The sequence below is a fragment of the Arthrobacter gallicola genome (assembly GCF_014836775.1).
GTDB classification, from domain to species: domain Bacteria; phylum Actinomycetota; class Actinomycetes; order Actinomycetales; family Micrococcaceae; genus Arthrobacter_B; species Arthrobacter_B gallicola.
The window spans coordinates 18539-45058 of the sequence record NZ_JACSQD010000008.1 but is presented as its reverse complement, the minus strand read 5'-3'; the positions used below and the strand labels follow the sequence as shown (position 1 = coordinate 45058).

22 protein-coding genes and 1 tRNA gene are annotated in these 26520 nt (G+C 65.0%); 18 read left to right on the top strand and 5 right to left on the bottom strand.

Going from position 1 to position 26520, the window contains the following annotated elements; translation table 11 throughout:
- Positions 1 to 159: 159 nt before the first annotated feature.
- The 4 genes from H9639_RS15535 to sdhC form a co-directional block, all read right to left on the bottom strand.
- Complete coding sequence (locus H9639_RS15535) at positions 160 to 936, bottom strand: succinate dehydrogenase iron-sulfur subunit (protein WP_191746111.1); 777 nt, start codon at positions 934 to 936, stop codon at positions 160 to 162.
- A complete protein-coding gene (sdhA, locus tag H9639_RS15530; RefSeq protein ID WP_191808986.1) occupies positions 936 to 2702 on the bottom strand; it encodes a succinate dehydrogenase flavoprotein subunit in 1767 nt (588 codons plus the stop codon). Before sdhA ends, H9639_RS15535 begins: the two co-directional genes overlap by 1 nt.
- A 76-nt stretch (positions 2703 to 2778) precedes the next feature.
- Positions 2779 to 3243 (bottom strand): succinate dehydrogenase hydrophobic membrane anchor subunit, encoded by a 465-nt coding sequence (locus H9639_RS15525; protein ID WP_191808985.1) that lies wholly within the window; start codon positions 3241 to 3243, stop codon positions 2779 to 2781.
- 3 nt (positions 3244 to 3246) lie between these two features.
- Complete coding sequence (gene sdhC, locus H9639_RS15520) at positions 3247 to 3627, bottom strand: succinate dehydrogenase, cytochrome b556 subunit (protein ID WP_191808984.1); 381 nt, start codon at positions 3625 to 3627, stop codon at positions 3247 to 3249.
- A gap of 239 nt (positions 3628 to 3866) precedes the next feature.
- Here sdhC and H9639_RS15515 point away from each other — a divergent pair, with 239 nt between their 5' ends.
- From H9639_RS15515 to H9639_RS15430, 18 genes are all read left to right on the top strand, one after another.
- On the top strand, positions 3867 to 5018 hold the full coding sequence (locus H9639_RS15515) for a mannose-1-phosphate guanylyltransferase (protein ID WP_191808983.1): 1152 nt from the start codon (positions 3867 to 3869) through the stop codon (positions 5016 to 5018).
- Between the two features lie 99 nt (positions 5019 to 5117).
- Positions 5118 to 6323 (top strand): amidohydrolase, encoded by a 1206-nt coding sequence (locus tag H9639_RS15510; RefSeq protein WP_191808982.1) that lies wholly within the window; start codon positions 5118 to 5120, stop codon positions 6321 to 6323.
- A 222-nt stretch (positions 6324 to 6545) separates the two neighbouring features.
- Positions 6546 to 7673 (top strand): BMP family lipoprotein, encoded by a 1128-nt coding sequence (locus H9639_RS15505; RefSeq protein WP_404799768.1) that lies wholly within the window; start codon positions 6546 to 6548, stop codon positions 7671 to 7673.
- 135 nt (positions 7674 to 7808) lie between these two features.
- A complete protein-coding gene (locus H9639_RS15500; protein WP_191808981.1) occupies positions 7809 to 9353 on the top strand; it encodes an ABC transporter ATP-binding protein in 1545 nt (514 codons plus the stop codon).
- Positions 9354 to 9469: 116 nt separating this feature from the next.
- Positions 9470 to 10756, top strand: coding sequence for an ABC transporter permease (locus tag H9639_RS15495; RefSeq protein WP_404799771.1), 1287 nt, complete (start codon positions 9470 to 9472; stop codon positions 10754 to 10756).
- The gene (locus tag H9639_RS15490) at positions 10753 to 12039 is read left to right on the top strand and encodes an ABC transporter permease (protein WP_191808980.1); all 1287 of its coding nucleotides are present in this window, start codon (positions 10753 to 10755) and stop codon (positions 12037 to 12039) included. Before H9639_RS15495 ends, H9639_RS15490 begins: the two co-directional genes overlap by 4 nt.
- An 11-nt stretch (positions 12040 to 12050) precedes the next feature.
- The gene (locus tag H9639_RS15485) at positions 12051 to 12503 is read left to right on the top strand and encodes a cytidine deaminase (RefSeq protein ID WP_191808979.1); all 453 of its coding nucleotides are present in this window, start codon (positions 12051 to 12053) and stop codon (positions 12501 to 12503) included.
- Entirely contained in the window at positions 12500 to 13786 is a 1287-nt protein-coding gene (locus H9639_RS15480) for a thymidine phosphorylase (RefSeq protein ID WP_191808978.1), read from the top strand. The genes H9639_RS15485 and H9639_RS15480 overlap by 4 nt, the downstream gene beginning before the upstream one ends.
- A gap of 198 nt (positions 13787 to 13984) precedes the next feature.
- Positions 13985 to 14629 carry a DedA family protein gene (locus H9639_RS15475; protein WP_191809124.1) on the top strand — a complete coding sequence of 215 codons (645 nt, stop codon included), beginning with the start codon at positions 13985 to 13987 and terminating at the stop codon, positions 14627 to 14629.
- A gap of 43 nt (positions 14630 to 14672) precedes the next feature.
- Positions 14673 to 15824, top strand: coding sequence for an adenosine deaminase (locus tag H9639_RS15470; protein WP_191808977.1), 1152 nt, complete (start codon positions 14673 to 14675; stop codon positions 15822 to 15824).
- Positions 15817 to 16533, top strand: coding sequence for a MazG nucleotide pyrophosphohydrolase domain-containing protein (locus H9639_RS15465; protein WP_318242124.1), 717 nt, complete (start codon positions 15817 to 15819; stop codon positions 16531 to 16533). Before H9639_RS15470 ends, H9639_RS15465 begins: the two co-directional genes overlap by 8 nt.
- A gap of 116 nt (positions 16534 to 16649) precedes the next feature.
- Positions 16650 to 17930: a phosphopyruvate hydratase gene (eno, locus tag H9639_RS15460; RefSeq protein WP_191808976.1), complete on the top strand. Its 1281-nt coding sequence runs from the start codon at positions 16650 to 16652 to the stop codon at positions 17928 to 17930.
- Between the two features lie 110 nt (positions 17931 to 18040).
- Positions 18041 to 18724: an FtsB family cell division protein gene (locus H9639_RS16965; protein ID WP_225219688.1), complete on the top strand. Its 684-nt coding sequence runs from the start codon at positions 18041 to 18043 to the stop codon at positions 18722 to 18724.
- Positions 18725 to 18867: 143 nt separating this feature from the next.
- Positions 18868 to 20496 (top strand): DUF501 domain-containing protein, encoded by a 1629-nt coding sequence (locus H9639_RS17230; RefSeq protein WP_191808975.1) that lies wholly within the window; start codon positions 18868 to 18870, stop codon positions 20494 to 20496.
- Positions 20497 to 20531: 35 nt separating this feature from the next.
- Positions 20532 to 21953 (top strand): S8 family serine peptidase, encoded by a 1422-nt coding sequence (locus H9639_RS15445; protein ID WP_191808974.1) that lies wholly within the window; start codon positions 20532 to 20534, stop codon positions 21951 to 21953.
- 77 nt (positions 21954 to 22030) lie between these two features.
- Entirely contained in the window at positions 22031 to 23413 is a 1383-nt protein-coding gene (locus tag H9639_RS15440) for an NAD(P)/FAD-dependent oxidoreductase (RefSeq protein WP_191808973.1), read from the top strand.
- Positions 23414 to 23581: 168 nt separating this feature from the next.
- Positions 23582 to 23654, top strand: a tRNA-Leu gene (locus H9639_RS15435).
- Between the two features lie 271 nt (positions 23655 to 23925).
- Positions 23926 to 25320: an ABC transporter substrate-binding protein gene (locus H9639_RS15430; RefSeq protein ID WP_191808972.1), complete on the top strand. Its 1395-nt coding sequence runs from the start codon at positions 23926 to 23928 to the stop codon at positions 25318 to 25320.
- Between the two features lie 180 nt (positions 25321 to 25500).
- On the opposite strand, the gene H9639_RS15425 is transcribed toward H9639_RS15430, so the two are convergent.
- Positions 25501 to 26211 (bottom strand): maleylpyruvate isomerase family mycothiol-dependent enzyme, encoded by a 711-nt coding sequence (locus tag H9639_RS15425; RefSeq protein ID WP_191808971.1) that lies wholly within the window; start codon positions 26209 to 26211, stop codon positions 25501 to 25503.
- Positions 26212 to 26520: the final 309 nt, after the last annotated feature.

Sequence of the window (26520 nt, the reverse complement as noted above, 5' to 3'; positions counted from 1 at the left end):
CAGGGGTGCAGAAAGCGGTCGCCGGGGGCGGAAAGCACCCGGCGGAGAGCGGCTGGACAGCGGAAAAGTAAAGACAGCGGAAAAGCAAAAAGACAGCGGCCCCGGAAGAATACCGGGGCCGCTGCCTTAGGTTACTGCTGCTGGCTTTCGCTGTGCCGCTTAGATGGAGCGGTTCAGAATCGCCTGCTTGACCTCTGAAATCGCCTTTGTCACCTGGATGCCGCGCGGGCATGCTTCCGAGCAGTTGAAGGTGGTGCGGCAGCGCCACACACCTTCCTTGTCGTTCAGGATCTCCAGACGCATGTCTCCGGCATCGTCGCGCGAGTCGAAGATGAAGCGGTGGGCGTTCACAATGGCGGCCGGGCCGAAGTACTGGCCGTCAGTCCAGAACACCGGGCAGGAGGACGTGCACGCAGCGCACAGGATGCACTTGGTGGTGTCATCGAAGCGCTCACGGTCTTCAGCGGACTGCAGGCGCTCCTTCGTCGGCTCGTGGCCCTTGGACACCAGGAAGGGCATGATCTCGCGGTAGGACTGGAAGAACGGTTCCATGTCCACGATCAGGTCCTTCTCCACGGGGAGGCCCTTGATCGGTTCCACCAGGATGGGCTTGGACGTGTCCAGGTCCTTGAGCAGCGTCTTGCAGGCCAGGCGGTTGCGGCCGTTGATGCGCATGGCATCGGACCCGCAGACGCCGTGGGCGCAGGAGCGGCGGAAGGAGACGGAGCCGTCGTGCTCCCACTTGACCTTGTGCAGCGCGTCGAGCACACGGTCGGTGCCGTACATGGTGAGGACCCACTCATCCCAGTGCGCCTCATCGGAGACCTCGGGGTTGTAGCGGCGCACCTTCAGCGTGATGTCGAAGGAGGGGATTTCGTTGGCGCTGGACTCGGCCAGATCGACCTTCGAGGCCGGCTCGGCAATTTCCGTTGACATTAGTACTTCCTCACCATCGGCTCGTAGCGCGTGAAAATAACCGGCTTGGTATCGAGCCGGATGCCGGCGGTGTGCTCGGCGTTGTCCGCTTCATCGACCTTGTAGGCCATGGAGTGCAGCATGAACTTCTCGTCATTGCGCTCCGGGAAGTCCTCACGGAAGTGACCGCCGCGCGATTCTTCGCGGTGCAGTGCCGCAACCGTCATGACCTTGGCCAGCTCCAGCAGGAAGCCCAGCTCCACGGCCTCGAGCAGGTCAAGGTTGAAGCGCTTGCCCTTGTCCTGGACATTGATCTTCTTGTAACGCTCTTCGAGGTCCGCGATGTCGGAAAGCACCTGGTTGATGGTCTCCGCGGTACGGAACACCTGCATGTTGGCGTCCATGGTGTTCTGAAGGTCGCGGCGGATCTCGGAGACACGCTCGGTTCCCTCGGAATTGCGCACCACGTCCAGCAGGGCGATGGTGTCAGCTTCCGGGTTCTCCGGCAGGTCGACGAAATCAGCCTGCAGCGCGTATTCAGCCGCGTAGATGCCGGCACGCTTGCCGAAGACGTTGATATCCAGCAGCGAGTTGGTGCCCAGGCGGTTGGAGCCGTGGACGGATACGCAGGCGACCTCGCCGGCAGCGTAGAGGCCCGGGATCACGGTGTCGTTGTCCTGGAGGACCTCGGCCTTGATGTTGGTCGGGATGCCGCCCATGACGTAGTGCGCGGTCGGGAAGACGGGAACCGGCTCGGTGTACGGTTCCACACCCAGGTAGGTGCGGGCGAACTCCGTGATGTCCGGAAGCTTGGCATCGATGTGCGCCGGTTCCAGGTGGGTCAGGTCCAGGAGGACATAATCCTTGTTCGGGCCGCAGCCGCGGCCTTCACGGACCTCGTTGGCCATCGAGCGGGCCACGATGTCACGCGGCGCCAGGTCCTTGATGGTCGGTGCGTAGCGCTCCATAAAGCGCTCACCTTCGGAGTTGCGCAGGATGGCGCCTTCGCCGCGGGCAGCCTCGGAGAGCAGGATGCCCAGACCGGCCAGGCCGGTCGGGTGGAACTGGATGAACTCCATGTCCTCCAGCGGGATGCCCTTGCGGAAGGCGATGCCCATGCCGTCACCGGTGAGGGTGTGGGCGTTGGACGTCGTCTTGAAGACCTTGCCGGCACCGCCGGAGGCAAAGACCACGGACTTGGCCTGGAAGACGTGCAGTTCGCCGGTGGCGAGGTCGTAGGACACGACGCCGGCCACGCGCTTCTGCCCGAAGCTGTCGGTGACAGTCAGGAGATCCAGGACGTAGTACTCGTTGTAGAACTCGACGTTGTGCTTGACGCAGTTTTGGTACAGCGTCTGCAGAATCATGTGTCCGGTACGGTCGGCTGCGTAGCAGGCACGGCGGACCGGGGCCTTGCCATGGTCACGGGTGTGACCGCCGAAACGGCGCTGGTCAATGCGGCCTTCGGGCGTGCGGTTGAACGGCAGGCCCATCTTTTCCAGGTCCAGCACCGCGTCAATGGCTTCCTTGGCCATGACCTCGGCTGCGTCCTGGTCAACCAGGTAGTCGCCGCCCTTGACCGTGTCAAAGGTGTGCCACTCCCAGTTGTCTTCCTCTACGTTGGCCAGTGCTGCGCACATGCCGCCCTGTGCCGCGCCCGTGTGGGAGCGCGTCGGGTACAGCTTGGTCAGTACCGCCGTCCGTGCGCGCTGCCCGGATTCGATGGCGGCACGCATACCAGCGCCGCCGGCGCCGACAATGACGACGTCGTACTTATGGACCTGCATACCAGATGCTCTTTCTGTTGAAACTAAACCTTAATCAGGTCTTACTCAGGAGGAGTGCTGCGGTGCCGCTCCGGGCCTACGGGGCCGGGCAGAAGGACGGCAGCTGGTCCAGTGTGGCGTTGGCGGGGCACGGATCGAACGTGAAGATCACGAGGGTGCCGAGGACGATGATGACAACCGTGGCGGCGTACAGGACCGTCTTGAGCCACATGCGGGTGGAGTTCTTCTCCGCGTAGTCATTGATGATCGTGCGGACGCCGTTGGTGCCGTGCAGCATGGCGAGCCAGAGCATCACCAGATCCCAGACCTGCCACAGGGGAGAGGCCCACTTGCCGGCGACGAAGCCGAAGTCGATGGCCTTGATGCCGTCCCCGAGGACCAGGTTCATGATCAGGTGCGTGAAGATCAGGACGACGAGGAGAACACCGGAAATGCGCATGAACAGCCATGCGAACATTTCGAAATTGCCCTTCCCCGACTTGCTGCGGGTGTACCTGGGTGAAATGCGTCCGGACCGGGGGGCTTCGATATTTGTGCTCATGGTTTAGTGACCCCCGAAAATGATGGGAATGTGGCGAATGGAGAAGCCGATAATGGTGACAGCCCACAGGCCGACCACGCCCCACAGCATCTGCCGCTGGTACTTGGGGCCCTTCTTCCAGAAGTCGATAAGAACGACCCGGATGCCATTGAAGGCGTGGAACACGATGGCGGCGACCAGGCCAAGCTCACCGAGACCCATAATGGGGTTCTTGTACGCTCCGATGACCACGTTGTAGGCCTCGGGCGAAACACGCACCAACGAGGTATCCAAGACATGGACCAAAAGGAAGAAGAAGATCACCACGCCAGTAATCCGATGGGCAACCCAGGACCACTGGCCTTCGCGGCCGCGGTAGAGCGTGCCTGCTGGTAACTTCGACACTGAATTTTCCTCCCTGCAACGCAGCGGCGCTAGCGCGTCTTCCACGCAGTGATGACGCCGGTGCGAGAGCACTTATAGGCTCAAGCATAATCTAGGTCCCGGTTAGGCCGGGATCAATTTAGGTTCCCCTATTGTGTGACCTGGCTTACACTGACCGGTGCCCGGGTCAAAACGCCCGATTAAAGCCGCAGGTGCGGCTTAAGCGGGCAGAGGGGGACGTTCAGCTAACCTTGGCACTGATGAGTACTGAAATGAAAAATGTGAACCCGGGAGCTGCTCCGGACCCCGGCGTCTTCAAACGTTTCTACGGAGTTATTCCGGCCGGCGGCGTCGGAACCCGGCTCTGGCCGCTGTCCCGGGCAGCCGCCCCGAAGTTCCTGCATGACCTGACCGGATCAGGGTCCACGCTGATCCGCGCCACCTACGACCGGCTGAGCGACCTCAGTGAAGATCGTGTGATGGTTGTCACGGGCCAGCTCCACCGGGCGGCCGTACTGGCCCAGCTGCCGGAAATCCAGCCGGAAAACCTGGTGCTCGAGAGTGAACCCAAGGATTCTGCGGCTGCCATCGGCCTTGCCGCAGCCATCCTTTACCAGCGCGATCCATCCATCATCATGGGCTCCTTCGCCGCGGACCAGGTCATCACCCCGGTGGAGGTGTTCCAGGAGACCGTCCGGGAAGCTATCCACACCGCCGTCCAGGGCTACATCGTGACCATCGGCATCCACCCGACTCATCCGTCCACCGGCTTTGGCTACATTCGTGCGGGCGAAGCGCTGGACATTGCCGGCGCACCCAGCGCCCACGCCGTCGTCGAGTTCGTTGAGAAGCCCTCCGAGGACACGGCCCGCACCTACCTGCGCAGCGGCAACTACAGCTGGAACGCCGGTATGTTCGTTGCGCCGGTTGCCCTGATGCTTAAGCACCTGCAGGCCAACGAGCCCGAACTTCATGCCGGGATCATGGAGATTGCGGAGGCCTGGGATACACCGAGCCGCCGTGAAGTTGTTCTCCGGGTCTGGCCCACACTGCCCAAGACCGCCATTGACTACGCGGTGGCCGAACCGGCTGCCGCCGCTGGCGACGTGGCGATGATTCCCGGGATCTTCAGCTGGGACGACGTCGGCGACTTCGCCGCCATCGGCCGCCTGAATCCGGCCGAACAGAACTCGGACCTGACCGTGATGGGGGAGGGTGCCCGTGTCTACTCCGAGGATGCGTCCGGCATTGTTGTCTCCGATACCAAACGTGTGATCGCCCTTATTGGTATTGAGGACGTTGTTATTGTCGACACGCCCGATGCACTGCTGGTGACCACCAAGGACCATGCGCAGGCAGTGAAGAAGGCTGTGGAGCACCTCAAGGCCAGCGGCGATACGGACGTTCTGTAAGCCGCCGAACCGGCTGCATTACCAGAGTTATCTGCGTTCATGAAGTCTTAAAGCCCTCCGGTTCCCGCAAGCCAGCGGAGGTTGGCTAACCTTGAACATGTGCAGACAACCTCGCTGAGCAATTCGCCCGTACCGTCAATCAGGGGCAGTGTTGCTCCGCTTCTGGGTGAATTGATTGATTTCCGGAGGGACCTCCACTCCCATCCGGAACTCTCGCACAAGGAGTTCCGCACCACCGACCGGATTATCGAAGCCCTGGAAGCCGCAGGGCTGCAGCCGAAGCGGCTTTCCGGAACCGGCGCCTACGTCGACATCGGCGACGGTCCGATCCAGCTCGGCCTGCGGGCGGACATTGATGCCCTCCCCGTGCTCGAGGAGACCGGACTGCCGTACGCGTCCGTCAACACCGGCATCACCCACGCCTGCGGGCACGACATCCACACCACAGTGATGCTGGGTGCGGCGAAGGTGCTTGCGCGGCTGGAGGCCGAGGGCAGTCTTGGCGGCCGGATCCGCGTCATCTTCCAGCCAGCCGAAGAAGTGATGCCCGGGGGCGCGCTCTCCGTCATTGAACAGGGCATCCTCGAAGGTGTGCCCCGGATCCTGGCACTGCACTGCGACCCGCGTGTCGACGTCGGACAGGTGGGCACCCGCATCGGCGCCATCACCTCGGCGTCGGACACGATCCGGATCGAACTCTCCGGCCGGGGTGGCCACACGTCCCGCCCGCACCTCACCGAGGACCTGGTCTTCGCCCTCGGGCAGATCGCCGTCAGCGTTCCCGCGGTGCTCTCCCGGCGCATCGACGTGCGCAGCGGCGTTTCCGTGGTCTGGGGACAGATCCACGCCGGATCCGCGCCCAACGCCATCCCGGGGCACGGCTTTATGGCCGGCACCATGCGCTGTCTCGACGCCGAAGCCTGGTACGCGGCCGGGAAGCTCCTCGACGAAGTCGTCCGGGAGGTCGCAGCCCCTTACGGCGTGGAGGTTACGCTCGAGCACACCCGCGGGGTTCCGCCGGTGATCAACTCCGAGACCGAGACCGGGCTGATCGAGGCTTCGGCGCGGGCGGAACTTGGTGAAGACTCCGTTGTCCTCACTCCGCAGTCCATGGGCGGGGAGGACTTCGCCTGGATGACCCAGGCCGTTCCCGGCGCCATGATGCGGCTTGGCACCCGCACGCCCGGCGGCGAAACCTATGACCTGCACCGGGGGGACTACAACCCCGATGAACTGGCCATCAGCTGCGGTGTTTCGGTGATGGCCGCGGCTGCGGTCCGGGCGGCGCGGGGTCTGCGCCACTAGCCGTCCAGTCGGCCGGGGAACCCGGCTTGATAACAACATTCGAACGATGTTCTCCAGCGCGTCCGAATGATAGGTGATTTATCCCACGTAGCACTATGGTTAGGTCTGCTGCGCTCCGCTGAGGTAAGGAGCGCGCGCCACGCGCCTGCGCGAGGGGCCTTTCCACCGAACGGCTTCGCTGCAGACTCCACGGGTGGACCCCATTTCTTTTCTGGAGGAACATTGAAGAATTTCCAGCGCAGCATCAAGCGCAATGCCGGTATGTCCGCCGCCATGCTGGGTGCTTCGGCGCTTCTGCTGGCCGGCTGTGGCGCCGCTCCCGAGGAAGACGCCGCATCTTCGGACAACGCCAGCAGCAGTGGCAGCAGCGCCAGCAGCGACTTCCTCGCCTGCATGGTCTCGGACTCCGGCGGATTCGATGACCGTTCATTCAACCAGTCGAGCTTCGAAGGCCTGCAGGCCGCGGAGAAGGACCTTGGCATTGAGATCAAGACCGCCGAGTCCCAGTCGGAGACCGACTTCCTTCCGAACCTGGACTCCATGGTCGTCCAGAACGGCTGTGACATCACCGTCACGGTTGGCTTCCTCCTCTCGGACGCCACGGCCGAAGTGGCTGCCGCCAACCCGGAGAGCAACTTCGCGATCGTCGATGACAACGCCATTGAACTCGATAACGTCAAACCGATCATCTACGACACCGCGCAGGCAGCGTTCCTGGCCGGCTACGTCGCCGCAGGAACATCCGAAACCGGCAAGGTAGCCACCTACGGCGGTATCAACCTCCCGACCGTCACCATCTTTATGGACGGCTTCGCGGACGGCGTCGAGTACTACAACGAGCAGAACAACGCCAACGTTGAGCTTCTCGGCTGGAACAAGGCAGACCAGACCGGCTCCTTCATCGGCAACTTCACCGACACCGGTGCCGGCAAGACCACCACGCAGAACTTCCTCAATGAGGGTGCGGACATCATCATGCCCGTGGCCGGACCGGTGGGAACCGGAACCCTGGACGCCGTGGTGGAAGCCAACGCGAACGGCGGCAGCAACAAGGTGGTCTGGGTCGACTCCGACGGCTTCGAAACCACCACCACGGGCAAGGAGTTCATCCTGACCTCCGTCATGAAGCTCATGGGCGACGCCGTGGAAACCGTCATCTCCTCCGACGTTGATGGCAACTTTGACGCCACCCCGTACATCGGAACCCTGGAGAACGGCGGTGTCGCACTGGCTCCGTTCCACGACCAGGAAAGCGCTGTCCCGGCGGATGTGAAGACCGCAGTGGACGAAATCAAGGCCAAGATCATCTCCGGTGAAATCACCGTGGAATCCGCCGCCAGCCCGAAATAATCCGGGCACACGCTGAACTGAACCGCCGTCCGCCCCGGCTGCACCGCAGCGGGGGCGGGCGGCGGTTTTTCCGGTCCCGGTAGTGTTCCTCCCAGGAGACCCAAATGCTCAGACTCAAACAGATTGGCTGGGGTTGTGAAACTCGAACTCAAGGGCATCACCAAGCGCTTCGGCACACTGGTGGCCAACGACCACATTGACCTGGTGATCGAACCGGGGCAGGTGCACAGCCTGCTCGGGGAAAACGGCGCGGGCAAGTCGACGCTGATGAACGTGCTGTACGGCCTCTATGAACCCACCGAGGGCGAAATCCTGGTCAATGACAAGCCGGTGGTCTTCTCCGGTCCAGGTGACGCCATGGCCGCGGGAATCGGCATGGTCCACCAGCACTTCATGCTGGTACCGGTGTTCACCGTTGCCGAGAATGTGGCCCTGGGCCACGAGACCACCAAATTTGGCGGCACCCTGAACCTGGACACCACTAAGGCCCGGATCCGGCAGATCTCCGACCAGTACGGGTTCGACGTCGACCCCGACGCAGTCGTGGAAGAGCTGCCGGTGGGCGTCCAGCAGCGGGTGGAAATCATCAAGGCCCTGATCCGGGACGCCGAGGTCCTGATCCTGGATGAGCCCACCGCCGTCCTCACCCCCCGGGAAACGGATGAACTGCTGGCCATCATGCGGCAGCTGACCGGGGACGGTAAGTCCGTGGTCTTCATTTCCCACAAGCTGCGCGAAGTGAAGGCCGTCTCGGACGTGATCACTGTGATCCGCCGCGGCAAGGTCGTCGGCGACGCGCCCCCCAGCGCCAGCACCTCCGAGCTGGCCGCCATGATGGTGGGCCGGTCCGTCAGCCTGACCCTGGAGAAGGCGCCGGCCCAACCGGGCGCAGCCACCTTCGCTGTCCGCGACCTCGTGGTGCTCAACGACTCCGGACAGGCGGTGGTGGACCGGGTGAGCTTCGAGATCGCCAAGGGGGAGATCCTCGCCGTCGCCGGTGTCCAGGGCAACGGGCAGACCGAACTCACCGAAGCCGTGATGGGCCTGCAGGACCACGTCACCGGCTCCATCCAGCTCGACGGCAAGGAACTTGTGGGACGCCGCGCGGACCAGATTATCGACGCCGGTGTTGGCTTCGTGCCCGAAGACCGCAGCGTCGACGGATTGGTTGGGCCCTTCTCGGTGGCGGAAAACCTTATCCTGAACCGCTATAAGAAGGCACCGTTCGCACGCGGGCTGTCCATGCGCCCCGCGGTAGTTGCCGCCAATGCCGCCGAGAAAATCGAGGAGTTCGACATCCGCACGCAGTCGGCGGAGTCGGCTGCGGGAACACTCTCGGGCGGCAACCAGCAGAAAGTCGTGATGGCACGCGAACTTTCGCGGCCACTGTCGCTGTTCATCGCATCCCAGCCCACCCGCGGCGTCGACGTCGGCTCCATTGAGTTCCTGCACAAGCGGATTGTTGCGGAGCGCGACGGCGGCACGCCGGTCATGATCGTCTCCACCGAACTGGACGAGGTCCTGGAGCTGGCTGACCGGATCGCCGTCCTGTACAGCGGCCGGCTCATGGGCATTGTCCCCGGCAACACCCCGCGCGACGTCCTTGGCCTGATGATGGCCGGGATGAGCGCCGATGAAGCACTTTCGCACGAGCGTGATACCGAGGGAGGGGCCCAGTGAGCCCGGAGGAAAAAGGCCCGAATCCGGACAATGCCCGGAACGAAGACGCCCGGAGCGAGGATGTCCGGAGCGGCGACATCCAAAATAAGCAGACGGCAGCCGCTGAAGACACCCGGCTGCTGACCGCTGCCGAAACCGCAGGCGGGGCCCTTCCGCCGCCCGCCGTGCCGGTCTCCGGCTCCGAGCTCCGCCCGGAGGACGGCGGCGGATCGCTCCTGCACCGGATCGTTACCGGCAACGCCCTGGTCTCCGTGCTGGCAGTCCTGATGGCGCTGGTTCTCGGCGGCCTGCTCATTGCCGTCACCGACGAAGCTGTCGCCAACGCCGCGGGCTACTTCTTCGCCCGCCCGGCGGACCTGCTGGGAGCCGCCTGGTCAGCAGCTTCGGGAGCCTATGTGGCCCTGTTCCAGGGGGCGGTCTTCAACTTCGAAGCCGACACCTTTTCCCGGATGATCTACCCGCTGACCCAGACCCTGACAGTCGCGACCCCGCTGATCTGTGCCGGGCTGGGCGTCGCACTGGCCTTCCGGGCCGGGATGTTCAACATCGGTGCCCAGGGCCAGATCATCATCGGAGCCACCCTGGCCGCCTGGGTCGGGTTCAGCTGGCACCTGCCGGTTGGGCTGCACCTGCTGGTTGTGGTGATCGCCGGAGCCGTCGGCGGCGCCCTCTGGGGCGGAATCGCCGGCGTCCTGAAGGCCCGGACCGGGGCACACGAGGTCATTGTGACCATCATGCTGAACTACATTGCTATCCAGCTGGTGCTCTTCCTGCTCACCACTCCGGGATTCCAGCGGCCCGGCTCCACCAACCCCATCAGCCCCCAGCTCGACAGCACTGCGATGTTCCCGCCGCTGCTCGGTGACGGCTTCCGCCTGCACTGGGGATTCATCATGGCAATCGCCGCGACGGTGTTCATCTGGTGGCTGCTTAACCGGTCCACCGTCGGCTTCGAACTGCGCGCAGTGGGCGCCAACCCGGCTGCCGCCCGGAACGCGGGAATCAGCACCACCAAGGGCTATGTCATCGTGATGCTGATCGCCGGAGCCCTTGCCGGCCTGGCCGGCGTCGCGCAGGTCTCCGGCACGGAGAAGGTACTCACGTCCGGGGTGGCGGCCAGCTTCGGCTTCGATGCCATTACCGTGGCCCTGCTCGGGCGCTCCTCACCGTGGGGGACCTTTGCCGCCGGCCTGCTTTTCGGAGCTTTCCGCGCCGGAGGAGTCACCATGCAGACCAGCACCGGAACCAGCATCGATATTGTCCTGGTGGTGCAGTCGCTGATTGTGCTGTTCATCGCCGCGCCTCCGCTGGTCCGGTCCATCTTTCGGATTCCACCGCCGGGTGCCTTCAAGACCTCGGGTCAGCGCACCACCACAAACGCCTCAGCCGGAGGAGCAGCATGAGCACCGCAACCACCCTCGCCTCCTCCGGGCCCGCTGCCGTCCAGGCCATCCGCAGCTGGAAGACTCCCATCCTTCTGGGGTGCCTGGCCATTCTGGCCTTCTTCATCTTCGGGCTCGGTGCTCCCGACAGTGAGGTGACGTTCCGGCTCACCGAGGACGACGCCGTTATCCAGTTGCCGAACATCGTTGTCTCCGCAGCTGTGGTCGGCTGGGTGTCCGCAGTGGTCCTGCTCGCCTCGGCCGCCTACGCCGCCGTCCTGGTCAGCCGGTACCAGCACGTGCCGGGCTGGCTGATCGCCGTGTTCGCCGTGTTTTTCATTGCCGCGTTCCTCACCTGGTCAGTGGGCAGCGCCCGCAGCCCCAGCGTGGCCCTTTACGGCCTGCTCGCAGGATCCTTCACCCTGGCCTTCCCGCTGATTTTCGGCTCCCTCTCCGGCGTGCTCTGTGAGCGCTCCGGTGTTGTGAACATCGCCATCGAGGGCCAGCTGCTCTTCGGGGCCTTCGCAGCCGCCGTTGCGGGCTCGCTGTCCGGCAATGCCTTCGTGGGCCTTTTCGCCGCGGCTGTAGCCGGCGTGCTGGTCTCCCTGGTCCTGGCGGTGTTCAGCATCAAGTACATCGTGAACCAGGTGATCGTCGGCGTGGTCCTGAACGTGCTGGTCTCCGGGCTGACGGGGTTCCTCTTCTCCACCGTGCTCAGCGCAGATCCGGAGACGTGGAACTCTCCGCCGCGGCTGGACAAGATCCCGATCCCGTTGCTGGAAGACATCCCGATCATCGGTCCGATCCTCTTCGATCAGTCCATCATTGGGTACCTGATGTACGTGGCCGTTGCGGCCATCTACTTCGGGCTCTTCCACACCAAGTGGGGCCTGCGCACCCGGGCCGTCGGCGAGCATCCGAAAGCCGCGGACACCCTGGGCGTGAACGTCAACCGCACCCGGTTCTACAACGTGCTGCTGGCCGGCGCCGTGGCCGGCGTAGGCGGAGCGTTCTTTACCCTGGTCTCGGTGTCCTCCTTCAACCGGGACATGACCTCCGGGCAGGGGTACATTGCCCTCGCAGCCCTTATCCTGGGCCGCTGGAACCCGATCGGCGCGCTCTTCGCCGCCCTGCTCTTCGGCTTCGCGTCGAATCTGCAGTCGGTGCTGAGCCTGCTCGGCACTCCCGTCCCCAACCAGTTCCTGGCCATGCTGCCCTATGTGGTGACCATCTTCGCCGTCGCCGGCGTGGTTGGTAAATCCCGGGCCCCGGCAGCCAGCGGCATCCCATATATCAAGGGTTAGGTGCAGAACCGATGCAAGAGAACACCCCAAACACAGCAGCAGACACCACCGGCAGTGCGCCTCCGGAGATCGACTGGGACGCCCTGCAGGACGCCGCCCGGGCCGCCATGGCCCTCGCGTACGTACCGTACTCGCGGTATCCGGTGGGCGCCGCGGCGCTGACCGATGACGGTCGGATCGTCTCCGGCTGCAACATCGAAAACGCCTCCTACGGCCTGACCCTGTGCGCTGAGTGCTCCATGATCAGCCAGCTGCGGATGACCGGCGGCGGGCGGCTGGTGGCCTTCACCTGCGTCGACGGCGAAGGCCGGATCCTGATGCCGTGCGGACGCTGCCGCCAGCTGCTCTATGAATTCCGGGCACCGGGGATGCGGCTGCTGACTGTCAGCGGAATCAAAACCATGGACGAAGTGCTGCCGGACGCCTTTGGCCCCCAGCACCTGGAAGGGCAGCGAAACCCATGAGCTCCGAAAAGTTCGACACCGTTGACATCATCCGCACCAAGCGGGACCGCGGCACGCTCACACCTGAGCAGATCGACTGGACCATCGACGCGTACACCCGCGGTGCCATCGCCGACGAGCAGATGGCGGCGCTGAACATGGCGATCCTGCTCAACGGCATGGACCGGGAGGAGATCTCCCGGTGGACAGCCGCCATGATCGCCTCCGGGGAACGGATGGACTTCTCCGCCCTGGGCAAACCGACAGCGGACAAGCACTCCACCGGCGGGGTGGGGGATAAGATCACGCTCCCGCTGGCACCGCTGGTTGCCGTTTTCGGGGTCGCCGTTCCACAGCTCTCCGGCCGCGGACTTGGCCACACCGGCGGCACCCTGGACAAGCTCGAAGCCATTCCCGGCTGGCGGGCGGACCTGAGTAACGCCGAAATGATGGCCCAGCTGGCCGACGTCGGAGCGGTCATCTGTGCGGCCGGCGCGGGCCTGGCGCCCGCTGATAAGAAGCTCTACGCCCTTCGTGACGTCACGGGAACGGTCGAGGCGATTCCGCTCATTGCCTCCTCCATCATGAGCAAGAAGATCGCGGAAGGGACCGGTTCGCTGGTCCTGGACGTGAAGGTGGGATCCGGTGCGTTTATGAAGAACGAGGACGACGCCCGGGAACTGGCCCGCACGATGGTCACACTCGGTAAAGATGCCGGCGTGAACACTGTGGCCTTGCTCACCAATATGGCCACCCCGCTGGGCCTGACGGCCGGCAATGCCATCGAGGTCGAGGAATCCGTGGAGGTCCTGGCCGGCGGCGGACCGGCGGACGTCGTCGAGCTGACGGTGGCCCTGGCCCGGGAAATGCTCACCGCCGCCGGCCGCCCGGATGCAGATCCGGAGGCCGCTCTGAAAGACGGCCGGGCCATGGACGTCTGGCGCCGGATGATTCTCGCTCAGGGCGGGGACCCTGACGCGCAGCTGCCCGCAGCCAGGGAATCGGAAACCATCCTGGCGCCGGCAGACGGCGTGCTTGCCGGACTCGACGCCCTCGCCGTGGGTGTTGCCGCCTGGCGTCTGGGCGCCGGACGGGCCCGGAAGGAAGACGCCGTGCAGGCCGGAGCCGGAGTCCGGCTTCACGCCAAACCCGGGGACACCGTCAAGGCCGGCACACCGTTGATGACACTGCTGACCGATACCCCGGAGAAGTTTGAGCGGGCCAGGGAGGCCCTGGCCGGGGCCGTCACGGTATCGCCTGCGCCCGCCGCTGCCGCTCCGCTGATCATCGACCGCATCAGCTGACACCCGGAGAAGGAGCGGAAGCACAGATGCCAGGTCAGTGCTTCCGCTCCGCCGCGGGCAAACCCGGGCCGGGGTCTAAAAAACTCAGGGTGGTTCCGGGGGTATACCCGATACCGGGCACTCTTTGAGAGGTGGCATCGTTGTAGCTACAGATACCGACCCGAGGAGTGCCGCCCATTGGACGTTCTTAACGCCGTAATGGACAACATCAACAGCTTCGTCCTGACCTATTCCGGGGCTCCATGGGTGTACCTGGTCCTCTTCGCCTGCTGCCTGCTGGACGGGTTCTTCCCGCCGATCCCCAGCGAATCACTGGTGGTAGGCCTCGCGGCGCTCATCTTTACGGCGTCCGGCCCCAACGCCTGGCTCATTCTCCTGGCCGCGGCTGCCGGTGCGTTTATCGGTGACAACATTGCGTACGCGCTGGGGCGGAAGCTTCGGACCGACAGGTTCGGCTGGATGCGCGGGCCCCGGATGCAGCGGGGCTTCGTCTGGGCACGCAAGGAACTCGACAAACGGGCGGTGTCGCTGATCCTGATCGCCCGTTTCATTCCGGTTGGGCGGGTTGTTGTGAACCTGACCGCCGGAGCGACACGGTATCCACGGCGGATGTTCGTTGCGCTCACCGGCCTTTCCGCGGTGCTCTGGGCACTCTATTCGGTGGCTATCGGAGCTCTTGCGGGGGCGTGGTTCCAGGAACACCACCTGCTCGCCGTCGTCGTCGCCGTCGCGGTGGCGCTGGTGCTCGGCCTGATCATCGACCGGATCATCAACAAACTGCGCGGGCCGACTCCCATGCGTACCCCCGATCCGGCAGAGCACGAAGTCAAACGCAACGCTTAGCCCTCTTCCCGCATACGTAATGCGGCTCACGTAGAGTTGGCGTGTGACTGAGCCAATAACGCAACCCGCTGCCCTTTCCCGCTTCGACATCCGCGTCCTGCCCAAGGTCTCCCTCCACGACCACCTCGACGGCGGGCTGCGCCCGGCCACGATCGTGGAACTCGCCGCAGCCGCCGGGCACACCCTGCCCTCCACGGATCCGGTGGCGCTGGGGGAGTGGTTCCGCGAATCGGCAAACTCCGGTTCCCTGGTCCGTTACCTGGAGACCTTCGACCACACCATCGCCGTGATGCAGACCAGCGAGGGACTGACCCGCGTTGCCCGCGAATTCGTCGAGGACCTGGTGGAAGACGGCGTGGTCTATGCCGAGATCCGCTGGGCGCCGGAGCAGCACCTGCGCGCCGGCCTGAGCCTGGACGAAGCCGTCGAAGCGGTGCAGGCAGGGCTGGAAGCCGGCGTTGCGGGCGCAGCCGAAAACGGCCAGCTGATCCAGGTCGGGCAGCTGATCACCGCCATGCGCCACGGCGACCGCGGCCTGGAAATCGCTGAACTGGCCGTGCGTCACCGGGACCGGGGAGCAGTGGGCTTTGACATTGCCGGCGCTGAAGACGGCTTCCCACCCTCACGTTTCACGGACGCCTTCACCTACCTAGCCGAGCAGATGTTCCCGGTCACGGTCCACGCCGGCGAGGCCGCCGGGGTCGAGAGCATTGTGGACGCACTGGTTCACGGCCGTGCCCTGCGCCTGGGCCATGGCGTACGCATCGCCGAGGACATCGAAGTGGATTTTGAGGACGAGGACGCCCCGGGCGCGGAGGAAGACACCGCCGTCGGCATGGTCACCCTGGGTGAAGTCGCCGCGTGGGTACGGGACCGCGGCATTCCGCTGGAGCTGTGCCCTTCCTCCAACCTGCAGACCGGAGCCGTGGAGTCCTTCGGACCGGACCTGGAATCCCACCCGTTCGACCTGCTGTACCAGACCGGTTTCCTGGTCACCGTGAACACTGACAACCGGCTGATGAGCGGCGTCAGCCTCACCGACGAGTTCGAGCTGCTGGTGCAGACCTTCGACTACGATCTGGACGACGTCCTGGAGCTGACCATGAACGCGGCCAACGCTGCCTTCCTTCCGCTCGAAGAGCGGGCAGTCCTGGCCGAGTACATCACCGAAGGCTTCAACCGCGTCCGTGGCTAGTCCGGAGCCGGGAAGCGGTGACCTGGGCCAGGCCTTTACCCGCCTGGCCCAGGTGATCGCGCTGCTGCGGGAGCGCTGCGCGTGGACAGCAGCGCTGACCCATGAGTCCCTGCTGGAGTATCTGCTCGAGGAATCCTACGAGGTTATCGAGGCGGTCGAAGCCGGGCACACCGGTGCCGAAGATGCAGCTGAGCTCAGCGGGGAACTGGGAGACGTGCTGTTCCAGGTCCTGCTGCACGCCAGGCTGCAGGAGGAAGCAGGCAACTTTTCCATCCTGGACGTGGTGGAGGGGCTGACCGGGAAAATGATCCGCCGGAATCCGCATGTTTTCCATCCGGACGGAACGCTGGCGGAGTCCACCACCGGGGATCCCGCCGAGATCGAGCGGGCCTGGGACGCCGCCAAGAAAATCGAAAAACCCCGCCGCGGCAGTCCCTTCGACGGCATTCCCGCCTCACTGCCGGCCCTGGCGCTCGCGGCAAAAACCCAGCACCGGGCCCGGCGCGCCGGCGTCGCGGTCCCTGCCGCGCAGACGGGAACCGGGGCTTCCTCCAGCGCTGCCGTGCCGGTCTGGGACGGTGAGAAGGAACTCGGAGACCTGCTGTTTGAGACGGTAAGGCAGGCCACCGAACGCGGGATCGATCCGGAAGCTGCCCTGCGGGCGGCCGTCCGCCGATTTACGGCCGGCTCGCCTCCCATGACCGATTGACGCACCCGGTCCTTACTACCGGACAGGATTCCACTAGGCTTGGAGCAGGCAGCGTGGCTCCGATTCAGGCCTGGCTGCATTTTCCATCCCAAGTTCCAACGAACAGGAGCAATCCCATGGCCATCATTGATGCCATCCACGCCCGTGAAATCCTTGACTCGCGGGGCAACCCGACCGTCGAGGTTGAGGTCCTGCTCGACGACGACACCTTCGGCCGTGCCGCAGTTCCCTCCGGTGCCTCCACCGGTGCCTTCGAAGCGAACGAACGCCGCGACGGCGAAAAGGACCGCTACCAGGGCAAGGGCGTGCTCCAGGCCGTTGAAGCCGTCATCGACCAGATCCAGCCCGCCCTGCTGGGCTTCGACGCCGCTGACCAGCGCGCCATCGACCAGGCCATGATTGACCTGGACGGCACCGAGAACAAGTCCGGCCTGGGCGCCAACGCCATCCTGGGTGTTTCCCTGGCCGTGGCCCGTGCCGCCGCCGAGTCCGCAGCGCTGCCGCTGTACCGCTACCTGGGCGGCCCGAACGCCCACATCCTGCCTGTGCCGCTGATGAACATCCTCAACGGCGGCTCCCACGCCGACTCCGACGTCGACATCCAGGAATTCATGATCGTTCCGCTGGGCGCCGAAACCTACTCGGAGGGCCTGCGCTGGGGCGTGGAGGTTTACCACAACCTCAAGTCCGTGCTGAAGGAAAAGGGCCTCTCCACCGGCCTGGGCGATGAAGGCGGCTTTGCCCCGAACCTGCCCTCCAACCGTGCAGCCCTGGACCTGATCCTGGAAGCCATCACACGCGCCGGCTACACCCCGGGCACCGACATTGCCCTGGCACTCGACGTCGCTTCCTCCGAGTTCTTCAAGGACGGCGCCTACGTCTTCGAAGGCGAGAACCGCACGGCCGCGGAAATGTCCGCGTACTACGAGGAACTGGTCCGCGACTACCCGCTGGTCTCCATTGAGGATCCGCTGGATGAGAACGACTGGGAAGGCTGGAAGGCCCTCACCGCGAGCCTGGGCGACAAGGTGCAGCTGGTGGGCGACGACCTCTTCGTCACCAACCCGGCCCGCCTCGAGACCGGCATCAAGGAAAACGCCGCCAACTCGCTGCTGGTGAAGGTGAACCAGATCGGCACCCTCTCGGAGACCCTGGACGCGATCACGATGGCCCAGCGCGCCGGGTTCACCACGATCACCTCGCACCGCTCCGGCGAAACCGAGGACACCACGATCGCTGACATCTGCGTTGCCACCAACGCAGGCCAGATCAAGACCGGTGCTCCGGCCCGCTCAGAGCGCGTGGCCAAGTACAACCAGCTGCTGCGCATCGAAGAAGAGCTCGACGACGCCGCACGCTACGCAGGCCGCAGCGCCTTCCCGCGTTTCACGGCGTAGTTCAGCACCCTCCGGTGGGTACCCTCGAATAGGGGGTGCCCACCGGCGGCATTTCCACAGGGAATCGGCGCCGTCGAAAGAAACCGAGAGTCAGTCAGACGAGGAGCAGCATGTCCACCCGACGACCCAAGGTGCCGAAGCCGGCGGCGGACGGACTCCCTGCGGGAGCACCGCGCCGCACCGCGCCAAAGACCCATGGTGTGGAGAACAGCAGGGAGCCCGCTCCGGCGGAGGGCAGCTCCGCGAAGCCCCGGCAGCCTAAGCTGTCAAAGCCGGCTAAAGCCGGGAACGCATCCGCGGCCCGGGCTGCGGCCCGCCAGGAACTGGCGGGGGAGATCCGCCGCGATGTGAGCGCCGATCCCGGTACCGGCGGTCCCGCCGCGGGGAGCAAAACCGAAGCCGCGCTGAAACCCGTCCCGGCCAAGTCCTTTTCCGGCAGACTGCTTGCCCTCGGCATCGTGATGTTCGTGATCACCGTCCTGCTGGCACCCTCAGTCCGGACCTACCTGCAGCAGCGGTCCGAAATCGCGGCCCTGCAGGCGGAAATTGTGCACGCGGAACAGGCCGGCGAGGAACTGCAGGAAACCCTCAACCGTTGGGAAGACCCGGCGTACATCAAGGCGCAGGCCCGGGAACGCATTTTCCTGGTGATGCCCGGCGAAACCCGGTACCTGGTCAAGGGGGAAGACGGGGTCGAGGAGGTTGAGGAGCAGGCAGCCGCCGAAGCTCCGCAGGACCTGGAATGGGTGGATGCCCTCTGGGATTCAGTTCTCCGTTCCGCCACCGCTCCCTGACACCACTCCCTGACACTGAGCAGCCTGCCGCCGGTCCGGTCTGAACGGGAATGCGCGCCTGCGCTGCCGGCGGCACAGTACGCTGGACTATTGAAACATCATCACTTCGGGTCCGCTGCGGACCCCCAGGAAGGACCTCCGGCATGATCCAGGATCAGCTCACACCGACCCAGGAAGACCTGGAGACCCTGAGCCGGCAGCTCGGACGGCCGGTCCGCGACGTCGTCGAAATCGGCGCCCGCTGCGTCTGCGGCAACCCCCTGGTTGCCACTACCGCGCCCCGGCTGGGCAATGGAATCCCGTTCCCCACCACCTACTACCTGACCCATCCGGTCATCACCTCCGCCGTCTCCCGCCTCGAAGCAGCCGGCGTTATGGCCGAAATGACGGCGCGGCTGGAACAGGATCCGGAACTTGCCCGCCGCTATCAGCAGGCACATGAGGCATACCTGCAGGTGCGGGATGAAATCGGCGAACGCACCGGCACCGGCCCGGTTCCGGAAATCGCGGGTGTCTCCGCGGGCGGTATGCCCACCCGCGTCAAATGCCTCCACGTTCTGGTGGGGCATTCCCTGGCAGCCGGTCCCGGCGTGAACCCGCTGGGGGACGAAGCCCTCGACGGAATCGCCGAATGGTGGACCCGTGAGCGCTGTTATTGTGAGGGCGCATGGTCGACGGACGGGCCGGCACCGGCACGGGATCTGAGCCGCCACACCAAGACGCAGGGCCTGTCGGCGCAGGAACTGGACCGGAAACGGGCAGCCCGCCGGGCTGCGCTGGAGGCTGAACAAGGGGGACAGGTACCAGGTATGGAAGATTCACCGACCCGCGTGGCAGCCATTGACTGCGGCACCAACTCCATCCGCCTCCTGATCGCGGACGCCCGGACGCGCGGCGGCGTCACCGAACTGACCGACGTCGTGCGCCTGATGCGCGTGGTCCGGCTGGGGGAGGGCGTTGACGCCACCGGGCGCCTGTCACCTGCCGCGCTGGAGCGGACGTTCGCCGCCGCGGACGAATACGCCGCGCTGATCCGTGAACACGGAGCCGAGAAGGTCCGGTTCGTTGCCACCTCAGCCACGCGGGACGCGGAGAACAGCGAAGAGTTCACGGCCGGTATCCGGCAGCGGCTGGGCGTTCTCCCCGAAATCATCTCCGGCGACGAAGAAGCCGGGCTCTCCTTCGCGGGCGCCACCAGCGTGCTGGGCAGCAGCGACGGCACCCGCACGCTCGTCGTCGACCTCGGCGGCGGGTCCACGGAATTCGTGCTCGGCACCTCCGAGGGCGTGCTGGCGTCCCGGAGCACCGACATGGGCTGTGTGCGGTTCACCGAGCGGCACCTGAAAACGGATCCGCCCACCGAGGCAGAAACCGCAGTAGCCCGCGGAGACATCCTGGACATGATCGCGCAGGTCCTGGAAACGGTGCCGCTTGCTGCGGCGGACCGCCTGGTAGGCGTTGCCGGGACCATCACCACGGTGACCGCGCACGCGCTGAAGCTGCGGGAATACTCCCCGGAAGCCATCCACGGCACCGAGCTGAGCGTCGCCGCGATTGACGATGCCACCCGATCCCTGCTCCGCATGACCCGCAGCGAACGCGCTGACCTGCCGTACATGCATCCCGGACGCGTGGACGTCATTGGCGCCGGTGCCCTGATCTGGCAGACCATCGTGGACCGCATGGCAGAACTGACGGATGGCCGGATCGACTCCGCCATCACCTCGGAGCACGACATCCTCGACGGCATCGCCCTGAGCGCGGTCCGGTGAACGTCCGCGCGGACCGGCGCCGAAAGGGCGCCGCGGTGAAGCGTGCGACGGCGGCAGGTGCCCTCTCGCTGACGGCCGTGCTGCTGTTCCAGCTTGCCGCACCCAGTCCTGCGCACGCCGATGAGTGGCGGGACAAGGAATACTGGCTGACCGACTACGGCATCACCGAAGCCTGGAAGAAGACTCAGGGCGAGGGTGTGAAGGTGGCGGTGATCGACACCGGCATCGACCCCAGCCACCCTGACCTCGCCGGCGCCGTGAGCGGCGGAACCGATGTCTCCGGGGCCGGCGATCCGCGCGGCGCCCGGGGCCTGGGGGTCAATCCCGAGCACGGGACGCTGGTCGCCACCCTGCTGGCAGGGCGCGGGCACACGGACAGCGGATCCGGCGACTCAGAGGACTCAGCCGATTCCGGCGACTCAGCCGACGCGAAGGACAGCGGCGACAAGGACAAAGAGAAGTACGACGGTCCCGGAAACGGCCCGGACGGCATCATCGGAGTCGCTCCGAAGGCAGAGCTGCTCTCGGTCTCTGCATGGATCGGCGGTTCCAATCCCGGCGGAGTGCCCATCGATGACCAGCTGCCCAACGCCGTGCGCTGGGCAGTGGACAGCGGTGCCAAAGTCATCAACATGTCCCTGGGCTCCTCCTCCACTGCCTGGCCCGAGAGCTGGGATGATGCGTTCCTTTACGCCGAGCAGAACGACGTCGTGATTGTGGCTGCCGCAGGCAACCGCGGAGTGGGGATGATCCAGGTCGGCGCCCCGGCCACCATTCCCGGGGTCCTGACGGTTGCCGGTCTGGACCGCCAGGGCAAGGCCAGCTGGGATTCCTCCTCCGAGGGGATCAGCATCGGCGTTGCGGCTCCGGCGGAGAACCTGGTGGGCGGTCTGCCCAACGGTCCCGCCCGCTATGCCGAATGGTCCGGGACATCAGCGGCCGCGCCGCTGGTCTCCGGTGTGGCAGCCCTGATCCGTTCCGCCCACCCTGAGCTCAGCGCCGCGCAGGTGATTAACCGCATCATCACCACGGCCAAAGACGGTGGAGCACCGGGACGCGACACGCTTTACGGCTACGGAATCGTTGACGCCAATGCTGCGGTCAACGCCAATGTTCCGGCCGTTGCCGCAAATCCGCTGGGGACCATCGAAGAATGGATCCGCATCCACCGGCGCGGTGAAGCCCCGGCTGCCCCGGAAAGCGAACCTCCGGCCGGTCCGGCCGTGCCGGACATTCCCGAACCCCAGGTGCCCGTAGCCGCGGAGCCCTATCTGGAAGAGGACCCCGTCCCGGCGGCTCTGGTGCTTGGCTTTGGCGGTCTGATCCTCCTGGTGGGAACGGCAGGAACCATCGCCGTCCTGCGGGTCCGGCGATCCGGGCGTGCGGTTCCTGAGCCTGGGACCGAGGGTCCTCCCGAAGGCGGGGAACGGGAAAAAGCACCTGCGGAGCTGGTGTAGCAGACCCGCGTGACCCTGCTGAAACAGAGTTTGGGAGACTTCGTGAAGACTTTCACAAGTCGGGTAGGATATGTGCCATGGCAACGCACACACAATTTTCTGATCGTCCACGCGTCCTGGTGGTAGGCGGTGGCTACGTCGGTTTGTACGTAGCCAAGAACCTCCAGAAGAAGGTCAAGGCCAATGGTGGAATCGTTACGGTAGTGGATCCGCTGCCGTACATGACCTACCAGCCCTTCCTTCCGGAAGTCGCAGCCGGCACCATCGATGCCCGTAACGCCGTCGTATCGCACCGGATGCACCTGAAGGACTCCGAGCTGATCGCCGGCAAGGTAACCGCCATCAACCACGCGGCGCACACCGCCACCGTGGAACCGGCAGACGGCAGCGAGCCGTTCGAGCTCAGCTACCGCGATGTGGTTCTCTCCGCCGGTTCCGTCACGCGTACCTTCCCGATCCCGGGCCTTGCCGAAGCCGGCATCGGTATGAAGACCATCGAAGAAGCCGTTGAGATGCGTAACAAGGTGCTCGAGCGCATCGAGACCGCATCCCTGATGACCGATCAGGCTGCCCGCGCGCGTGCCCTGACGTTCGTCGTCGTGGGCGGCGGATTCGCCGGCATCGAAACCATCACCGAGATCGAAGACATGGCACGCGCCGCCGTGCGTGAAAACAACCGGCTCAAGCGTGAAGACCTCCGCTTTGTGCTGATCGAAGCCATGGGCCGCGTGATGCCCGAGGTCAAGCCCGACCAGGCAGAGTGGGTTGTCTCGTCCATGCGTGAGCGCGGCATCGAGGTGCTGCTGAACACTTCCCTGGCCAGCGCCGAAGGCGGCCTGCTGAAGCTGATCAACATGGCGGACAAGTCCCCGGCCGGCGAATTCGAAGCCGACACCCTGATCTGGACCGCCGGCGTGCAGGCCAACCCGATGGTCCGCGCAACCGATTTCCCGATCGACGACCGCGGCCGCGTCCGCGCCAACGCCGAACTGCGGATCACCGGCGACGACGGGCCCCTCGAAGGCGCTTGGGCAGCCGGTGACGTCTCTGCTGTTCCGGACCTGACCGGCGGCGGTGTGGGCGGATTCTGCGTCCCGAACGCCCAGCACGCCGTCCGCCAGGCCAAGCGCCTGTCGAAGAACCTGCTGGCAGCCCGCTTCGGCCAGGGTGCTGTGAAGGAATACCGCCACAAGAACCTCGGTGCGGTCGCTGGCATGGGCCAGTACAAGGGTGTCGCCAACATCATGGGCTTCGGCATGAAGGGCCTCCCGGCCTGGCTGGCCCACCGTGGTTACCACGGCATGGCCATGCCGATGTTCGAGCGTAAGTTCCGGGTTGTCTCCGGCTGGGCAGCGAACTTCTGGTTCGGCCGCGACTTCACCCAGCTGCTGCACCTGAAGAACCCGCGCAAGGCGTTCGTCGAGGCAGCCACCCCTGCCAAGAAGCCTGCCAGCAAGTAAAGTCTGCAGCCTTAGCGCACAGCGTTCCTGCCATCCGACGGCGGCCAACGGGGTACTCCTCCGGCGGCCGCCGTTGGCGGTTAAGCCGTTTCCCCGGGTACCTTCCGCTCAAGTAGGCTTGTCTTTGCCCCTGGGCGTCCGGTGTTCTTCACCGGGTTCCGCGGGCAGGCCCCAGTAGCCCAATGGCAGAGGCAACCGACTTAAAATCGGTGTGTTGTCGGTTCGAGTCCGACCTGGGGTACCGGGCAACGGTGGCATGCCCGCCCCGGTGAATGCCCTGCGTCGTGCTGAGCCACCAGACACGTGGGTGACGGCGCCGGAGCACATAGTGACCCCTCGGGAAGCACATAGTTACGCACGTTGTAACATTCGCAGCACAGGGGTAATTAGTGTTACAAGGCTGTAACCGGAACCCCTTATCTTCGTCACATTATTCAACTAGCTTTTCTTCCACCAGGAACACCTGGTGACAGCATCAAAGGCACCCGCCTTTCGATCGGGGAGAAAAGTACATGACTGCACTTCGCAATACCGGGCCGCTTGGCCTGGGGGACGGGTATGGCCGCGCCGCAAAGATAGCAGCACTGGGCATGGGTATTGCCCTGTTCGCATCGGCTTGTGCCAGCGGCGGCGACTCCGGAACGGAGTCCTCACCATCTGAAGAATCTTCGTCATCGGCTGCCAGCTCTGTACTGAGCTGTCCGCCCAGCCAGGGCGGCACAGGCGAGGACCCCGGAGCAAAGGGCGACCCCGCAGCCGTTCCGGCCTCCACCGGCACCACCGACGCTCCGCTGAAACTCGGTACCCTGCTGCCGACCACCGGCGCCCTCGCGTTCCTGGGCCCGCCGGAAATCGCCGGCGTCGACCTGGCCGTTCAGGAAATCAACGCCTCCGGCGGTGTGCTGGGCCAGCCCGTTGAAGTAGTGCATCGGGACTCCGGCGACACCACCACCGACATCGCCACCCAGTCCGTGACCGACCTGCTGGGCCAGGACGTCAGCGCCGTTATTGGTGCCGCTTCCTCGGGCGTCTCCAAGACGGTTATCAACCAGATCACCGGTGCCGGCGTCATTCAGTTCTCTCCGGCCAACACCTCGCCTGACTTCACCGACTGGGACGACAACGGCCTGTACTGGCGCACCGCCCCCTCCGACGTTCTCCAGGGCCGCACCCTGGGCAACTACATCATGGAGTGCGGCGCCCAGACCGTCGGCATGATCGTCCTCAATGACGCCTACGGAACCGGCCTGCAGTCCAACATCAAGAGTTCCGTTGAGTCCGCCGGCGGCCAGGTGGTCTCCGAAGCGATGTTCAACGAAGGCGATTCCCAGTTCAGCAGCCAGGTTGACGCCGTGACCGGTGCCAACCCGGACGCGATTGTGGTCATCAGCTTCGACCAGGCCAAGAGCATCGCACCGCTGCTCACCGGCAAGGGAGTGGACCCGTCGCAGATCTTCTTCGTGGACGGCAACACCTCCGACTACAGCGAGGACCTCGAAGCCGGCACGCTCGAAGGTGCCCAGGGCACCATTCCGGGGCCGTTCGCCTCGGAGAACTTCAAGAACGCCCTGCTGGAAGTTGACCCGGCACTGAAGGACTGGGCCTACGCCGGTGAAAGCTACGACGCCGTGACCCTGCTGGCACTGGCTGCTGAAGCTGCGGGCAGCACGGACGGCAAGGCGATGGCCGCAGAGCTTCAGGGAGTTTCGCAGGAGGGCGAGAAGTGCTTCGACTACGCCAGCTGCGTCACGATCCTGCGCGGCGGGGGAGACATCGACTACGACGGCTACTCCGGTCCTGTGAGCTTCGACGAGAATGGCGATCCGACGGAGGCGTTCATCGGGATCTACCAGTTCGACGCCGACAACAAGCCGGTGCCGAGCCGCTCCGAAGTGGGCAAGCTGTAAGCGCGAACCCCTAACCGAACCGGAAATTCACTACGCCAAGAACTGCACCCTCAGAAAGGAAGGGTTCCCGCCGCGGCGGGAACCCTTCCTTGTGTGTATGTGTATGCGTCCGTTGGGCCCTTAGTCTCGGGTCACTCTGCCGCCAGACCCTCGAATGACGCGTACGCAACCGTCGGGCACCTACTCCGGCCGGCTGGTCCCCTTCTTGTTGGTAGAGCGTTGGCGGGTCTTAGCTGCATCGCGTGCCACCGGTGTTGCTGGACTACTGGCCAGGTGCGAGGCTCCGCTTCCCGTGAATCTTTCCCGGGCTACCGGGCGGCCGGAAACTGCGAGCAGCAAATTGATGGCCTCGGCTTCGACTACCTCGCCCTGGCCCCAGGACCTCCCGGTGCTCCGGTCGAGAAGCTGCAGGCCTGCAGCCCGCTCGCGCCCGCCGCCAAAGGAGCCCGGAGTACGCAGTTGGTAGGCCAGAGCCTGCGCAACCGCTGGTTCCGGGTAGGTGCCGGTGATGCCCAGGGGCTGGCGGATGTCCTCGCCGTGCACGATGGCTTCCACCAGACGGGTCGCCGGGCTGGCCGGCGGTGTCCGGGTAAGGTCTGCGGCAGCTTTGAACGCCTCGAGCGTGTGCTGCGGATCCTGGTGCTTGTGTTTGGCGATTCCGTTCTCGTTTGCGCGGTCGAAGTCCAGACGCGCCGCCAGCAGTCCCCGGGCAAAGGAGAGCCGGCTGGTCATCGCCGTGTCCAGCAAATGAGCCAGTACATCATGGACATCCCAGCCGGGGCACAGCGAGGGCACACGCCACTGGTCAGCGGGCAGGCTGCTGAGATCCGCGGCGAGCCGTCTTCGTTCCGAGTGGACGACCTGCCAGATCCGGGCTGTTGAGGTGCGCATGCCTATTCCTCCTTCGGGTGTGCCGCCCGCTGAGCCCTGCCCTGCAACTCGCTGAGCCCTGCACTACAAATGGTGAAGCAGACCCTACTGGTGTTCCTAGAGCCAAGGTTCCCTTCGGTCGGAGGAAGGCGCTGCGGCGGTGCCGGTGCAGAATCCCTCCACTTTGGGAATTTCCTGCCGGTTTGGGACTTTCCTGCCGCGGCGCCACGGCAGGAAAGTCCCAAACTGGCAGGGTTATCCCAGAACGGAGGGTAATGAGACCCAAACCGGCGGCTTTGCCCCAGAAGGGAGGGAAACGGGATCCTTCCA

What these genes read in the sequence shown, in the direction of transcription:
- H9639_RS15535 (WP_191746111.1), bottom strand. Translation starts at nt 936, where the DNA reads ATGTCAACGGAAATTGCCGAGCCGGCCTCGAAGGTCGATCTGGCCGAG.
- sdhA (WP_191808986.1), bottom strand. Translation starts at nt 2,702, where the DNA reads ATGCAGGTCCATAAGTACGACGTCGTCATTGTCGGCGCCGGCGGCGCT.
- H9639_RS15525 (WP_191808985.1), bottom strand. Translation starts at nt 3,243, where the DNA reads ATGAGCACAAATATCGAAGCCCCCCGGTCCGGACGCATTTCACCCAGG.
- H9639_RS15515 (WP_191808983.1), top strand. Translation starts at nt 3,867, where the DNA reads ATGAGTACTGAAATGAAAAATGTGAACCCGGGAGCTGCTCCGGACCCC.
- H9639_RS15490 (WP_191808980.1), top strand. Translation starts at nt 10,753, where the DNA reads ATGAGCACCGCAACCACCCTCGCCTCCTCCGGGCCCGCTGCCGTCCAG.
- H9639_RS15485 (WP_191808979.1), top strand. Translation starts at nt 12,051, where the DNA reads ATGCAAGAGAACACCCCAAACACAGCAGCAGACACCACCGGCAGTGCG.
- H9639_RS15480 (WP_191808978.1), top strand. Translation starts at nt 12,500, where the DNA reads ATGAGCTCCGAAAAGTTCGACACCGTTGACATCATCCGCACCAAGCGG.
- H9639_RS15475 (WP_191809124.1), top strand. Translation starts at nt 13,985, where the DNA reads ATGGACAACATCAACAGCTTCGTCCTGACCTATTCCGGGGCTCCATGG.
- eno (WP_191808976.1), top strand. Translation starts at nt 16,650, where the DNA reads ATGGCCATCATTGATGCCATCCACGCCCGTGAAATCCTTGACTCGCGG.
- H9639_RS16965 (WP_225219688.1), top strand. Translation starts at nt 18,041, where the DNA reads ATGTCCACCCGACGACCCAAGGTGCCGAAGCCGGCGGCGGACGGACTC.
- H9639_RS17230 (WP_191808975.1), top strand. Translation starts at nt 18,868, where the DNA reads ATGATCCAGGATCAGCTCACACCGACCCAGGAAGACCTGGAGACCCTG.
- H9639_RS15440 (WP_191808973.1), top strand. Translation starts at nt 22,031, where the DNA reads ATGGCAACGCACACACAATTTTCTGATCGTCCACGCGTCCTGGTGGTA.
- H9639_RS15430 (WP_191808972.1), top strand. Translation starts at nt 23,926, where the DNA reads ATGACTGCACTTCGCAATACCGGGCCGCTTGGCCTGGGGGACGGGTAT.
- H9639_RS15425 (WP_191808971.1), bottom strand. Translation starts at nt 26,211, where the DNA reads ATGCGCACCTCAACAGCCCGGATCTGGCAGGTCGTCCACTCGGAACGA.